At 69.9% G+C, this 13,476-nt stretch carries 12 protein-coding genes and 1 pseudogene; all 13 read left to right on the top strand.

Features of this window, described 5'->3' with window-relative positions:
* The first annotated feature begins 56 nt into the window (after positions 1 to 56).
* A complete protein-coding gene (locus tag ABT009_RS06245) occupies positions 57 to 1,316 on the top strand; it encodes an MFS transporter (RefSeq protein WP_351290087.1) in 1,260 nt (419 codons plus the stop codon).
* 9 nt (positions 1,317 to 1,325) lie between these two features.
* The gene (pafA, locus tag ABT009_RS06240) at positions 1,326 to 2,687 is read left to right on the top strand and encodes a Pup--protein ligase (protein WP_351290085.1); all 1,362 of its coding nucleotides are present in this window, start codon (positions 1,326 to 1,328) and stop codon (positions 2,685 to 2,687) included.
* 115 nt (positions 2,688 to 2,802) lie between these two features.
* Complete coding sequence (locus ABT009_RS06235; RefSeq protein WP_351290083.1) at positions 2,803 to 3,792, top strand: FKBP-type peptidyl-prolyl cis-trans isomerase; 990 nt, start codon at positions 2,803 to 2,805, stop codon at positions 3,790 to 3,792.
* A gap of 43 nt (positions 3,793 to 3,835) precedes the next feature.
* Positions 3,836 to 4,210 carry an FKBP-type peptidyl-prolyl cis-trans isomerase gene (locus tag ABT009_RS06230; RefSeq protein ID WP_351290082.1) on the top strand — a complete coding sequence of 125 codons (375 nt, stop codon included), beginning with the start codon at positions 3,836 to 3,838 and terminating at the stop codon, positions 4,208 to 4,210.
* Positions 4,211 to 4,410: 200 nt separating this feature from the next.
* Positions 4,411 to 5,364, top strand: a complete 954-nt coding sequence (locus tag ABT009_RS06225) for a helix-turn-helix transcriptional regulator (RefSeq protein WP_351290080.1) — start codon at positions 4,411 to 4,413, stop codon at positions 5,362 to 5,364.
* A gap of 16 nt (positions 5,365 to 5,380) precedes the next feature.
* Positions 5,381 to 6,592 carry a helix-turn-helix transcriptional regulator gene (locus ABT009_RS06220; RefSeq protein ID WP_351290078.1) on the top strand — a complete coding sequence of 404 codons (1,212 nt, stop codon included), beginning with the start codon at positions 5,381 to 5,383 and terminating at the stop codon, positions 6,590 to 6,592.
* Positions 6,593 to 6,612: 20 nt separating this feature from the next.
* Positions 6,613 to 6,873, top strand: coding sequence for a CpXC domain-containing protein (locus ABT009_RS06215; protein WP_351290450.1), 261 nt, complete (start codon positions 6,613 to 6,615; stop codon positions 6,871 to 6,873).
* 10 nt (positions 6,874 to 6,883) lie between these two features.
* On the top strand, positions 6,884 to 7,081 hold the full coding sequence (locus ABT009_RS06210) for a hypothetical protein (protein ID WP_351290076.1): 198 nt from the start codon (positions 6,884 to 6,886) through the stop codon (positions 7,079 to 7,081).
* Between the two features lie 235 nt (positions 7,082 to 7,316).
* Entirely contained in the window at positions 7,317 to 7,598 is a 282-nt protein-coding gene (gene tatA, locus ABT009_RS06205) for a Sec-independent protein translocase subunit TatA (RefSeq protein ID WP_351290074.1), read from the top strand.
* Positions 7,599 to 7,645: 47 nt separating this feature from the next.
* The gene (tatC, locus tag ABT009_RS06200; RefSeq protein ID WP_351290072.1) at positions 7,646 to 8,596 is read left to right on the top strand and encodes a twin-arginine translocase subunit TatC; all 951 of its coding nucleotides are present in this window, start codon (positions 7,646 to 7,648) and stop codon (positions 8,594 to 8,596) included.
* A 33-nt stretch (positions 8,597 to 8,629) separates the two neighbouring features.
* Positions 8,630 to 9,520 carry a diacylglycerol kinase gene (locus tag ABT009_RS06195; RefSeq protein WP_351290070.1) on the top strand — a complete coding sequence of 297 codons (891 nt, stop codon included), beginning with the start codon at positions 8,630 to 8,632 and terminating at the stop codon, positions 9,518 to 9,520.
* Between the two features lie 114 nt (positions 9,521 to 9,634).
* Positions 9,635 to 12,448: a DEAD/DEAH box helicase gene (locus ABT009_RS06190; protein WP_351290068.1), complete on the top strand. Its 2,814-nt coding sequence runs from the start codon at positions 9,635 to 9,637 to the stop codon at positions 12,446 to 12,448.
* A 309-nt stretch (positions 12,449 to 12,757) separates the two neighbouring features.
* Positions 12,758 to 13,468: pseudogene (locus ABT009_RS06185) on the top strand (AfsR/SARP family transcriptional regulator); the annotation flags it as partial.
* Between the last annotated feature and the right edge of the window lie 8 nt (positions 13,469 to 13,476).

Here is a 13,476-nt window from a genome sequence, read left to right as displayed (position 1 = left end):
GATCACCTCGAACGGGCGGCGGGCGCCCTGGTGCGGGGGAGAGGGTGGGGCTGGGCATGGCCGCGGGATATGCGGAGATTCTCCGGACGAGACACGCGGCGCGGCTGCTCGTGGGCACCCTGGTGGGCCGTCTGCCGAATGCCACAGCGGCGATCGCGATCGTGCTGTTCGTGCGGGCGGAGGGCGGTTCCTACAGCCTCGCCGGGGCGCTGGCGGCGGTGTACGGGGTGGCGAACGCCGTCGGGCAGCCGGTGCTCGGGCGGCTCGTGGACCTGTACGGGCAGCCGCGTGTGCAGCTGCCCGCGGCGGTCGTGTCCGCTCTGGGGGCGGCGGTCTTCTCGTTCGCCGGCACCGACCGGCTCTGGCTCGCCCATGCCTCGATGATCGTCGCCGGCCTGTTCGCGCCGCCCCTGGAGGGCGGCCTGCGGGCCTTGTGGCCGAGGATCCTGCGGCGTGAGGACCAGCTGCACACGGCGTACGCGATGGATGCCGTGGCCCAGGAGGTCATGTTCACGGTCGGGCCTCTGCTCGTCACGGTGTGCGTGTCGCTGTGGTCCGCGCAGGCCGCGCTGCTGATCGTCAATGCCGTCGGGCTGTTCGGCGCGCTGTCCGTGGTGGTGTCCGAGCCGTCGCGCACGTGGCGTTCGGCGCCTCGGGAGGCGCACTGGCTGGGCGCACTGCGCTCGCCGGGGCTTCTGGTCCTGCTGGCCTCGCTTCTCTTCGTGGGTATGGCGCTCGGCTCCATCACGGTGGCCGCGGTGTCGTACGCCGATGGGCACGGGGGCGATGCGGTGTACGGCTGGCTGATGGCGGCGATCGGGCTGGGTGCCCTGGCCGGTGGTGCCGTGTACGGTGCGCGGCAGTGGAGTGGGGCGCCCGAGAGGCGGCTGCGCGGCCTGGTGGCGCTGCTCGCGCTGTTTTATCTGCCGCTGATAATGATGCCCGGTCCCGTCGCGATGACGGCGCTGACGGCCCTTGCGGGTGTGTTCCTCGCGCCGTGCATCGCGTGTGCGTTCATCATCGTGGACCGGCATGCGCCGAGCGGCACGGTGACAGAGGCGTTCTCGTGGCTGGTGACCACGTTCACGGTCGGTGCGTCGGTGGGAACTGCCGCCGCGGGGCCGGTCGTCGAGTGGGGCGGAGCGGTGTGGGGGTTCGCGGTTCCGGGGGCCGTGGCGGGCGCCGCGCTGCTTGTTCTGCTGGCCGGTGGGCGCGTCCTCGCAGCTCCCGGCGGCACCAGGAAGTTGGCGGGCACTTCGGAAAATGATCGAAACGGTGCTGTCGAACCCGGTTTCACTGCTGGGCATCAGGCGTAATGTTCACTCATGGACCGCCGCATTTTCGGGCTGGAGAACGAGTACGGCGTCACGTGTACGTTCAGGGGACAGCGCCGCCTGTCTCCCGACGAGGTGGCGCGGTACCTCTTCCGCCGTGTCGTGTCATGGGGCCGCAGCAGCAATGTGTTTCTGCGCAACGGCGCCCGCCTCTATCTCGACGTCGGATCACATCCGGAATATGCAACTCCGGAATGTGACAATGTGACCGAACTTGTCACGCACGACAAGGCAGGCGAGCGCATTCTGGAAGGCCTGCTCGTGGACGCCGAACGCCGCCTGCACGAGGAGGGAATCGCGGGCGACGTCTATCTCTTCAAGAACAACACCGACTCGGCGGGCAACTCCTACGGCTGCCATGAGAACTATCTGGTGGCACGGCACGGGGAGTTCTCCCGGCTCGCGGACATCCTCATTCCGTTCCTGGTCACCAGGCAGCTGCTGTGTGGTGCGGGCAAGGTGCTGCAGACGCCGCGCGGCGCCGTGTACTGCGTGAGTCAGCGTGCCGAGCACATCTGGGAGGGCGTCAGCTCCGCCACGACCCGCTCCCGGCCCATCATCAACACCCGCGACGAGCCGCACGCGGACGCCGAGCGCTACCGCAGGCTGCACGTCATCGTCGGCGACTCGAACATGTCCGAGACGACGATGCTGCTGAAGGTCGGCGCCACCGACCTGGTGCTGCGCATGATCGAGGCGGGCACGGTCATGCGGGACCTCACGCTGGAGAACCCCATCCGGGCGATCCGCGAGGTCAGCCACGACATCACGGGCCGCCGCAAGGTGCGGCTGGCCAGCGGCCGGGAGGCCTCCGCGCTCGAGGTGCAGCGGGAGTACTACGAGAAGGCCCTGGACTTCTGCGAGCGCCGCGGCATCCGCACGGGCACGGTCGCGCAGGTCCTGGAGCTGTGGGGCCGCACGCTGGACGCGATCGAGCAGGAGGACCTCGACCGGATCGGCACCGAGATCGACTGGGTGATGAAGTACAAGCTCATCGAGCGGTACCGGGCCAAGCACAACATGACGATGTCGCATCCGCGGGTCGCGCAGATAGACCTCGCGTATCACGACATCCACCGCCGCCGGGGCCTGTACTACCTGCTCGAGAAGAAGGGACAAGCCGCCCGTATCTGCAACGACTTGAAGATCTTCGAGGGCAAGTCGGTGCCCCCGCAGACCACTCGTGCCCGGCTGCGCGGCGACTTCATCCGCCGCGCCCAGGAGCAGCGCCGGGACTTCACGGTGGACTGGGTGCACCTCAAGCTCAACGACCAGGCGCAGCGCACCGTGCTGTGCAAGGACCCGTTCCGTTCGGTCGACGACAGGGTGGAGAAGCTGATCGCCGGTATGTGACCGGGAACAGCAGTACGCAACGCGGGGCGCCGTACGTTCCTCGTACGGCGCCCTCGTCTGCCCGTAGAGTTGCGCGCACGTCAACTACAAGATCGACCGATACGAGGCCCCCACCGTGCGCCGACGTTCCCTGCTCCTTGCCGTTCCCGCCGGCCTACTCACGCTTGCCGGCTGTGGTGACGACAAGAAGGCCGACAAGGCCGAGTCCAGCCCGTCTCCTTCCGCCTCGGCGGAGCCCACCGCGAAGATCGTGTCCGGGCCGGTGCCCGCGGTCACGGCGGGTACGGAGTTCGGCCAGAAGCCGACCGTCGCCAAGGGCTCGGGTGAGCCGTCGAAGGACCTCGCGGTGAAGGTCCTGATCGAGGGCACGGGCGCGGAGGTTGCCAAGGGCGACTATCTGCAGGCCAACTACCTCGGCCAGATCTGGAGCACGGCCAAGGTCTTCGACAACTCCTACGACCGCGGTGCGCCCTCGGCGTTCCCGATCGGGGTCGGCCAGGTCATTCCCGGATGGGACCAGGCGCTGGTCGGCAAGAAGGTCGGCAGCCGCGTGGAGCTGGCCATTCCGCCGTCCATGGGCTATGGCTCGGAGGGCAACGCGCAGGCAGGCATCAAGGGGACGGACACCCTCGTCTTCGTCGTCGACATCGTGAACGCGTTCGGCCCCAAGAGCTCCGCGAAGGGCAAGGTCGTCGCGCAGGACAACATCGACCTGCCGAAGGTCGGCACGAACACCGACGGCAACGCCCCGTCCATCGACGTCCCCAAGAAGGACGCTCCGAAGGACCTTGTGTCGAACTACGTGATCGAGGGCGACGGCGAGGAGGTGAAGGCCACCGACAGTCTCCTGGTGCAGTACAAGGGTGTGCTGTGGGACGGTGGGAAGGAGTTCGACTCCACGTACTCGCGCGGCCAGCTCGCCTCATTCTCGCTGCAGCAGGTCGTCAAGGGCTGGTCGCAGGGGCTGACCGGCAAGAAGGTCGGCAGCCGTGTCCTCGTCGTCGTCCCGCCGGCCCTGGGCTACGGCGACAACCCGCCGAGCGGCAGCGACATCAAGAAGGACTCCACGCTGGTCTTCTCCGTCGACATCCTGGCGAAGATGTAAGACTGTCCGCGTTGCCCATCCGTACCAAGCAGGAGCAATAGACGTGAGCATCGAGAAGCCCGAGATCGACTTCCCGGGCGGCGAGCCGCCGGCGGACCTCGAGATCAAGGACATCTGGGAGGGCGACGGCCCGGAGGCCAAGGCGGGCGACACCGTCTCGGTCCACTACGTGGGCGTGGCCTTCTCCACCGGTGAGGAGTTCGACGCGTCCTGGAACCGCGGCACGCCGCTGCAGTTCCAGCTGGGCGTCGGCCAGGTCATCGCCGGATGGGACCGGGGCGTGCAGGGCATGAAGGTCGGCGGGCGCCGCCAGCTGACCATCCCGGCGCACCTCGCCTACGGCGACCGCGGCGCCGGCGGCGGCCGCATCAAGCCGGGCGAGACCCTGATCTTCGTCTGCGACCTGGTCGGGGTCTGAGTCGACGCCCTGGCCGACTGGTCGGAACACCTGACTGATCACATCCGGTGAGTCGGGAGTGCTGATCACATCCGGTCAGCAGCCCTGATCACAACCGGTCAGGAGTGGGGCCCATGCCTTCTGGCATGGGCCCTCGGCTTTTGCCGCGACACCGCGGAGCGGTACGGTCGACGATCGAAGCATCATAGGGAAGGGCGTCGATGGCCATCTCCAAGGCCGAGCGGCTGATGAATCTGGCGCTGTGTCTGCTCGGGACGCGGCGGCCGCTCAGCAAGCGCGAGCTGCGCGGCTCCATCGAGGCCTACCTGGAAGCCGGCTCCGACGACTCCTTCAACCGCATGTTCGAGCGGGACAAGGACGATCTGCGTGAGCTCGGCCTGGTCATCGAGACCGTGGAGAACCTCGACGGCGAGGTGGGCTACCTGGCCCGCCGCGACAGCAACCGGCTGCCGCCTATCACGCTCGACGCCGAGGAAGCCGCCGCCCTCGGCCTCGCCGCCAAGGTCTGGCAGCAGGCGCGGCTCGCCGGAGCCGCCAGCGGCGCCCTGCAGAAGCTGCGCGCCGCGGGCCTCCCCGAGAACGTCGACCCGTACGAGGCCCATGGCGCGCTGGAGCCGCACATCCCCGTCCACGAGGCGGCCTTCGAACCGCTGATGCTCGCCTGCCGCGACCGCCGCCCCGTCGCCTTCGAGTACCGCAAGGCAACCGCTGCCCGCCCCGAGCTGCGCCAGGTCGAGCCCTGGGCGCTGGAGTGCTGGCGCGGCCACTGGTACCTGGCCGGCTGGGACCGCGAGCGCGGCGCCGAGCGCGTCTTCCGCCTCTCCCGGATCACCGGGAAGGTGCGCAACCGCCCCGGGAAGTTCACCGCCGCCGTGCCCGACGTCGTCACCGTCCGCGAGACCGTCGCGAGCTGGGCAGGCGAGACCGCCGACCGCAGCGCCCTGATCAGACTGCGGGCGGGCGCGGGCTACCCGCTGCGCGCCAAGGCCGTCTCCGTACGGGAACTCGGCGACGGCTGGGACGAGTTGGAGATTCCGTACGGGCACGGCCTGGACGCCTGGCTGGTGGAGTTCGGGCCCGACGTGGTGGTCCTAGAGCCCGCCGAGCTGCGGGCGGACGTCGTGGACCGGCTGCGCGCCGTGGCCAAGGGCTGAGAGGGACGTAACCGAAATGGCAGCCAACGCCATCGACCAGACCCGGCGGATGCTCTCCCTGGTGACGTATCTCCGCGAGCGCCCCGGCGCGCGCGTCGCCGACGTCGCCCGCGCCTTCGGGATCACCGAGGACGAGCTGATCTCCGACCTCGACGTGCTGCCGCTGTGCGGGACGAGCTTCCGCGGCGGCGACCTGCTCGACATCGACACCGACGGCGAGCGGATCTGGTGGCGCAACCCAGGCGCCCTCGCCGCAGAAGCTGCCGAGCCGCTGCGGATCGCCGCCGACGAGGCCACCGCGCTGCTGGTCGCCGCGCGTGCCGTCGCGACGCTGCCGGGGCTACGCGAGAGCGACCGGCAGGCGCTGCTGCGCGCCACCGCGAAGCTGGAGGCCGCGGCGGGCGAGGCGGCCGGCGCCAGCTCCCGGCTCTCGGTCACCTTCGAGTCCGAGGGCGGTGTCTTCGCGGACGTCGACCGGGCGATCTCCGAGCGGCGACGGCTGTGGATCCGCTACTACTCGCCCTCCCGCGACGAACTCACCGAGCGGGAGATCGACCCCATCCGGCTGGTGAGCGTCGGGCACACGTACGTGGAGGCGTGGTGCCGCCGCTCCGAGGCCCGGCGGACCTTCCGGCTCGACCGGGTCGCGGAGATCCGGATCCTCGACGAGCCGTCCGCGCCACCCGAGGTCGAGCTGCGCGACCTCTCCGAGGGCTTGGTGCAGCCCGCTGCCGAGGATCCCGAGGTGGTCGTCGAGGTCGGGCCGGGCGGCCGCTGGGTCGCCGAGTACTACCCGCACGACAGCGCCGAGGAGCTGCCCGAGGGCGGCCTGCGCATCACACTGCGCACGCCCGACCCCGCCAGCCTGCGCCGGCTCGCGCTGCGGCTCGGGCGGGATGGCCGGATCGTGTCCCCGCAGGACCTCGCGGAGAGCGCCCAGCGGGCGGCACGCGAGGCGCTCGCGGCCTATGACGAGCCGGTCGGCACAGGCCCGGGCCCGCACCAGCCGCGTCCGCCTGCCGGCGAGCCCACCGGTGGACGGACCGAAGCGCCGCGCGTGCCGCGCGCTGGGCGCGCCGACACGCCGGGTGGGCAGCTGCCGGGCGGGCGGGATGGAGGGGCGGCCGATGCCTCGGCCGGAGGCCCGGACGCCCGGGCGGCTGCATCGGCCGGGCACCCGACGGCCTCCGCAGACCGGCCCTACGACAGGCAGGAGCATGCGCTGTGAGCAGTTCGGCGACGTCCGAAATGCAGGGGGCGTCGGCCATAGCCGCGGCGCCCGGTCAGGCTCCTGTGGTCTTCCGGGCCGCATGCCCCGACTGTCGCGCCCGCTTCGAGCTCGCCGCCGGTGCGCTGCGGCTCGCCATCGGTGCCAGCCGCCGCACCACCTTCTACTCGTTCACCTGCCCAGAATGCGGAGCTGCGGTGCGCAAGCCCGCGGGTGAACGCATTGTGGAACTCCTCACCGGCGGTGGAGTGCGGACGTTGCGCCTCCACTCGACCGTCTAGGCTGACCGACATGTTCTGGCCGATGCTGGCGATTGCTGTGGGTTTCTGTGGGCTTGCTGTCCTCGGAGTACTGGCCGTCCGGGTCTTCATCGAGGCCCAGCGGCTGGGGCGCCAGGTCACCGATTCCGCACGTCGTATCCATCGCGCCGCCGAGGACCTGGAGCGCGCGGCGGTCGGTGCCGCGCGCACGACCAGGGATGTTCTTTGACTTTTCGAAAGCTTCTCGGACAGCTTCTCCCTGTCTACTTCCCAGGTTCGACAGGTACGCTGCTGAATCGCGGCCCGGAGAACGAGGCGTGGGCCGCAGACCGGGAGTACGCACAGGGATTGCCCCGCGTTCACCCCTGAGCGTTACGATCGCTGCCAGCACGGTGGTCGGACAGCTGTCCGACCAGTCGGGCAGCAACCCCGCCCCTGCCGCCTCGGTGAGAAGGTAAACGCATATGTTCGGAAGGCTCGGCGCACCCGAGATCATTCTCATCCTCGTCGTCATCATCCTGCTGTTCGGCGCGAAGAAGCTTCCGGACATGGCTCGCTCCCTCGGCAAGTCCGCGCGCATCCTCAAGAGCGAGGCCAAGGCGATGAAGTCGGAAGGGCAGCAGACGGCCCCGGCCGACCCGCCGAACGACGAGCAGCCCCCGGCTCAGCGCACCATCCAGGCCGCGCCCGGCGATGTGACCAGCTCCCGGCCGGTCACCGAGCCGACGGACTCGACCAAGCGCTGACACAGGGCCGACGATGGTCGGCCTGCCGCACGAGATGAGGACGTGGGTTGCTCAAGTCTGCCCGCCAAGAGGAGAAGGATCCCGAGGGGCGGATGCCCCTCGCGGAACACCTGCGTGAGCTCCGCAACCGGCTCGCGAAGGCGATGCTGGCCATCGTCGTCGTCACGATCGCCGCTGCCTTCTTCTACAAGGACATCATCGAGTTCTTCACGAACCCGATCCTGCAAGCGATCGGGTGCGATTCCACCTTCTCGGAGCTGGCCCAGCAGGAGAGCGGCAATTGCGCCCGCATCGTGCTGAACGGTCTGCTGACACCGTTCACGCTCGCGCTCAAGGTGTCGCTCATGTCCGGCTTGGTGCTGGCCTCTCCGATCTGGCTGTACCAGCTGTGGGGCTTCGTGGCCCCGGGCCTGCACCGGCACGAGAAGAAGTACGCCGTGTGGTTCGTGGCCACCGGCGCCCCGCTCTTCCTCGGCGGTGCATTCTTCGCGTACAAGACGCTGCCCACCATGGCGACCGTGTTGATCGAGTTCTCGCCCGCGGATCTCGACAACCAGCTGCCGCTCGACGACCTGCTCGATCTGATCACGCGCATGGTGGTCGTCTTCGGGCTCTCCTTCGAGCTGCCGCTGCTGCTGGTGATGCTCAACCTCACCGGGGCGATCAGCGGCAAGCGCATGCTCGGCTGGTGGCGCGGCATGATCATGGGCATCACGGTCTTCGCGGCCGTCGCCACGCCGAGCACCGACCCGCTGACGATGCTGGCGCTCGCCGGACCGATCTGGGTGCTGTACTTCGTGGCGACTGCCTTCTCGCTGCTGAACGACCGGCGCCGGGCGAAGATCGCGGCCGAGGGCCCTGACGACGACGAGGCCTCCGATCTGGATCTCACCCCCGAGGACGTCGGCGAGATCGAAGCCGTCTCCGCCACCCCTGCCCTGCCCGAGCAGGCCAGCTCGGACCGGGAGCGGATCAACGGGTTCGACGACGTCACCTGACGTGAGGAGGGTGGCTCGCTGTAGGGTCCCCCGGTGACCAGCGAGATCACCCTCTTCGTCAATCCCACCGCGGGACGCGGCCGGGGCGCTCATGCAGCGCAGCCGGCCGCTTCGGCTTTGCGTACGGCCGGCTTCTCCGTGCGTACGATCCTCGGCGCGGACGCCGCCGACGGGCTGCACAGGGCCCGGGAAGCCGTCGACGACGGCACCGGCGCGCTGATAGCCGTCGGCGGCGACGGCATGGCGAACCTCGCCCTGCAGGCCGTTGCCGGGACGCGGACACCACTCGGGATTGTCGCCGTGGGCACCGGCAACGACTTCGCGCGGGCCCTGGGGCTGCCCGTGCGCGACCCCGCGGCCGCGGGCCGGGTCGTCGCGGAGGCACTCAAGGAGAACCGGGTGCGCGACATCGACCTGGGGCGGGTCGACGGGACCTGGTTCGGCACCGTGCTAGCCTCCGGCTTCGACTCGCGGGTGAACGACCGGGGCAACCGGATGCGGCTGCCGGCCGGGCGCTTCAAGTACGACCTCGCGATGGTCGCCGAACTCGCCGCCTTCCGGCCCGTCCCGTACAAGATCACGCTGGACGGCGGGGCCGTCCACGAGGTCGAGGCGACCCTCGTCGCCGTCGGGAACGGGTCCTCGTACGGCGGGGGCATGAAGATCTGCGCCGGGGCCGACCTGACCGACGGGCTCTTCGACGTCACGGTGGTGGGGGACTGCAGCCGCAGGACGCTGCTGCGGGTCTTTCCGCGTGTGTACAAGGGCACGCACCTCGAGCATCCCAAGGTCACCGTGCACCGGGCCGCCCGGGTCGAGCTGGTGGCGGAGGGTGTCACGGGGTACGCGGACGGGGAGCCGCTGGGACCGCTGCCGCTTGCCGCCGAGTGCGTGGCGGGGGCCGCCCGCGTCCTCGGACCATGACGGTCCGTGGGCTAACCGTCGGACCATGAAGCTCCCCGCGCTGACCAGCGGTTACGTGACGATACGGTTAATGATCGTCGGTTGTCAGTGCGTCCCGGTAGTCTCGAAAGCACGATGACAGAGGACCTCTCACCGGCCGAGCGGTACGCGGCAGCACGTAAGCGCGCTGCCGAGCAGGCCACCGCGCTCGCCTCCTTCCGCGAGATGTACGACTTCGGCCTCGATCCCTACCAGATAGAGGCCTGCCAGGCGCTCGAGGCGGGCAAGGGTGTGCTGGTAGCCGCGCCGACCGGCTCCGGCAAGACAGTCGTCGGCGAGTTCGCCGTGCACCTCGCGCTCCAGCAGGGCAAGAAGTGCTTCTACACGACGCCCATCAAGGCGCTCTCCAACCAGAAGTACACCGACCTGACCAAGCGCTACGGCCCCGGCAAGGTCGGCCTGCTGACCGGCGACAACAGCATCAACTCCGACGCACCGATCGTGGTCATGACCACCGAGGTGCTGCGCAACATGCTGTACTCGGGCTCGCAGTCGCTCCGCGGCCTCGGCTATGTCGTGATGGACGAGGTGCACTACCTCTCGGACCGATTCCGCGGCGCCGTCTGGGAGGAAGTGATCATCCACCTCCCCGAGTCGGTGACGCTGGTGTCACTGTCGGCCACCGTGTCGAACGCGGAGGAGTTCGGCGACTGGCTCGACACCGTGCGCGGCGACACCGAGGTGATCGTCTCCGAGCACCGTCCCGTGCCGCTGTTCCAGCACGTCCTGGCCGGGCGCCGGATGTACGACCTCTTCGAGGAGGGCGAGGGCCACAAGAAGGCCGTCAACCCCGATCTGACGCGTATGGCGCGCATGGAGGACAGCCGCCAGTCCTTCGGACGTGACCGGCGCCGCGGGCGGAACAACATGCGCGAGGCCGACCGTGAGCGGGAGCGGCGGCAGAGGTCGCGGATCTGGACACCGGGCCGGCCCGAGGTCATCGAGCGGCTCGACGCCGAAGGGCTGCTGCCCGCCATCACGTTCATCTTCAGCCGCGCCGCGTGCGAGGCGGCCGTCCAGCAGTGCCTGTACGCGGGGCTGCGACTCAACGACGAGGAGGCGCGGGCCAAGGTCCGCGAGATCGTCGAGGAGCGCACCGCCTCCATCCCCGGCGAGGACCTGCACGTCCTGGGCTACTACGAGTGGCTGGAGGGCCTCGAGCGCGGCATCGCGGCGCACCACGCGGGCATGCTGCCCACCTTCAAGGAGGTCGTCGAGGAGCTGTTCGTACGCGGCCTTGTGAAGGCCGTGTTCGCCACGGAGACACTCGCCCTGGGCATCAACATGCCTGCCAGGTCGGTGGTGTTGGAGAAGCTCGTCAAGTGGAACGGCGAGCAGCACGCCGACATCACGCCCGGTGAGTACACGCAGTTGACGGGCCGTGCGGGACGCCGCGGCATCGACGTCGAGGGCCACGCCGTGGTGCTCTGGCAGCGCGGCATGAACCCCGAGCAGGTCGCGGGCCTCGCCGGCACGCGCACGTATCCGCTGCGGTCCAGCTTCAAGCCGTCGTACAACATGGCGGTCAACCTGGTCGAGCAGTTCGGCCGGCACACCTCGCGCGAACTCCTCGAGACGTCGTTCGCGCAGTTCCAGGCCGACAAGTCGGTCGTGGGCATCTCACGCCAGGTGCAGCGCAACGAGGAGGGCCTGGAGGGCTACAAGGCCTCGATGACCTGCCACCTCGGCGACTTCGAGGAGTACGCGCGCCTGCGCCGCGAGCTGAAGGACCGCGAGACCGAGCTGGCCAAGCAAGGCGCCTCGCAGCGCCGGGCCGAGGCGGCGGTCGCGCTGGAGAAGCTCAAGCCCGGTGACGTCATCCACGTCCCGACCGGCAAGTTCGCCGGCCTTGCGCTCGTCCTGGACCCCGGCCTGCCCGCCGGGCGGACCAACGGCCACCGCGGCTTCGAGCACCACGACGGGCCGCGCCCGCTCGTGCTCACCGCCGAGCGGCAGGTCAAGCGGCTCGCGACGATTGATTTCCCGGTGCCCGTCGAGGCGCTGGAGCGGATGCGCATCCCCAAGTCGTTCAACCCGCGCAGCCCCCAGTCCCGCCGCGACCTCGCGTCGGCGCTCCGCACGAAGGCCGGGCACATCGTGCCGGACCGCCACCGCAAGAAGCGGTCGGCGGCCGCGGACGACCGGGAAATAGCCCGTCTGCGCACCGAGCTCCGCGCGCACCCGTGCCACGGCTGCGACGAGCGCGAGGACCACGCCCGCTGGGCCGAGCGCTACCACCGGCTGCTGCGGGACACCAAGCAGCTCGAGCGGCGGATAGAAGGCCGTACGAACACCATCGCGCGGACCTTCGACCGCATCGTCGCCCTGCTCACCGAGCTCGACTACCTGCGCGGCGACGAGGTCACCGAGCACGGCAAGCGCCTCGCACGGCTCTACGGCGAGCTGGACCTGCTGGCGAGCGAATGCCTGCGCGAAGGCGTGTGGGAGGGACTGGACCCGGCAGAACTGGCCGCATGTGTCTCGGCGTTGGTGTATGAGGCGCGGGTCAGTGACGACGCGCTCGCTCCCAAGCTGCCGTCAGGGAAGGCCAAGGCGGCGCTCGGCGAGATGGTCCGCATCTGGGGTCGGCTCGACGCCCTGGAGGAGGACTTCCGGATCAACCAGACCGAAGGTGTCGGCCAGCGCGAGCCCGACCTCGGCTTCGCCTGGGCCGCGTACATGTGGGCCTCCGGCAAGGGCCTCGACGAGGTGCTGAGCGAAGCGGAGATGCCGGCCGGCGACTTCGTGCGCTGGTGCAAGCAGGTCATCGACGTACTGGGCCAGATCTCGGCCGCAGCACCGGTCGAGGGGTCGACGGTGCCGAAGAACGCGCGCAAGGCGGTGGACGCGTTGCTGCGGGGTGTCGTGGCGTACTCGTCGGTGGGGTGACGCCCGGTCCCTGGCTTCGACCCTCTCGGAGTTGTCGTACGTGTCGGCGCCGTCGCATGTGCCGTCGGCGCGAGCAAGGCCCGGGCGTGGAGAGCGAGCGGCGGCGTTCAACGCCGGCGGTCGGGGACCCGTTCTTGCTCGGGCCGCTCCTCCGCGCACCGGCTCCAGCGGGGCTCCAGTGCGAAGTCAGGGACAGTTCCCTGCCGCTCCAGGCGCTGTCCCGTGCTGCCGCAGCGGTCCTCCCGTCGCGCACCCACGTGCTGCGGCACTCTTACGGGCCACAGGTGAGTGAGAGGAGTTGCCGCCGTCATGCGCTTCCGTCTGCTCGGTCCCGTCCGCCTCGCACCCCGTACGCCCTCGGCATCCAAACAGCGCGCTGTGCTGGCCACCTTGCTCGTCCGCGCGGGGACAGTCGTGCCCGCGTCCACGCTCTACGACGAACTGTGGCCCGACGGGCCGCCTCGCACCGCGCCGACCACCCTGCAGGTGTACGTATCGCATCTGCGCAAGGCGCTCGCCGAAGGGAGCGCCGGGCAGGCGGCGCCGCTGGTGACCCGGTCGCCCGGCTACCTGCTGCAGGTGGCCGCCGGTGAACTCGACATGCACCGCTTCGACGAGCTGCACGGGCAGGGCCGAGCGGCCTGCGCACAGGGCGACTTCCCCTCCGCATCCGTGCTGCTGAGCCAGGCCCTCGACCTGTGGACGGGACCCGCGCTGTCCGGGGTCGAACACGGCGAGGTACTGGCGGCGACTGCCGTACGCCTCGACGAACTGCGCCTCGAAGCACTGGAGCTGCGCATCGAGGCCGATCTGCGGCTCGGCCGGCACCAGGAGGTCACCGGTGAACTGATGGAGCTGGCACGCGCGCACCCGCTGCGCGAGCAACTGCACGGTCACCTCATGGAGGCGCTGCGCCGTGCAGGGCGGACCGCGGACGCGCTGCGTGCCTACCGCACCGTACGCCGTTCGCTCCACGACGAACTCGGAGTCGTGCCGGGCCCGGCCATCGCCCGCGTCCACGCCCGCAT

The sequence above is a fragment of the Streptomyces sp. NPDC002896 genome (assembly GCF_040295225.1).
GTDB lineage: Bacteria > Actinomycetota > Actinomycetes > Streptomycetales > Streptomycetaceae > Streptomyces.
Note: the sequence above shows the minus strand (reverse complement) of the source record. Positions and strands in the feature narration are given on the sequence as shown.

Bases quoted from the DNA above. Each gene is read 5' to 3' on its own strand.
- ABT009_RS06215 (WP_351290450.1), top strand. From the start codon at position 6,613: ATGCAGGGGGCGTCGGCCATAGCCGCGGCGCCCGGTCAGGCTCCTGTG.
- tatA (WP_351290074.1), top strand. From the start codon at position 7,317: ATGTTCGGAAGGCTCGGCGCACCCGAGATCATTCTCATCCTCGTCGTC.
- ABT009_RS06225 (WP_351290080.1), top strand. From the start codon at position 4,411: ATGGCCATCTCCAAGGCCGAGCGGCTGATGAATCTGGCGCTGTGTCTG.
- ABT009_RS06220 (WP_351290078.1), top strand. From the start codon at position 5,381: ATGGCAGCCAACGCCATCGACCAGACCCGGCGGATGCTCTCCCTGGTG.
- ABT009_RS06190 (WP_351290068.1), top strand. From the start codon at position 9,635: ATGACAGAGGACCTCTCACCGGCCGAGCGGTACGCGGCAGCACGTAAG.
- ABT009_RS06210 (WP_351290076.1), top strand. From the start codon at position 6,884: ATGTTCTGGCCGATGCTGGCGATTGCTGTGGGTTTCTGTGGGCTTGCT.
- ABT009_RS06245 (WP_351290087.1), top strand. From the start codon at position 57: ATGGCCGCGGGATATGCGGAGATTCTCCGGACGAGACACGCGGCGCGG.
- pafA (WP_351290085.1), top strand. From the start codon at position 1,326: ATGGACCGCCGCATTTTCGGGCTGGAGAACGAGTACGGCGTCACGTGT.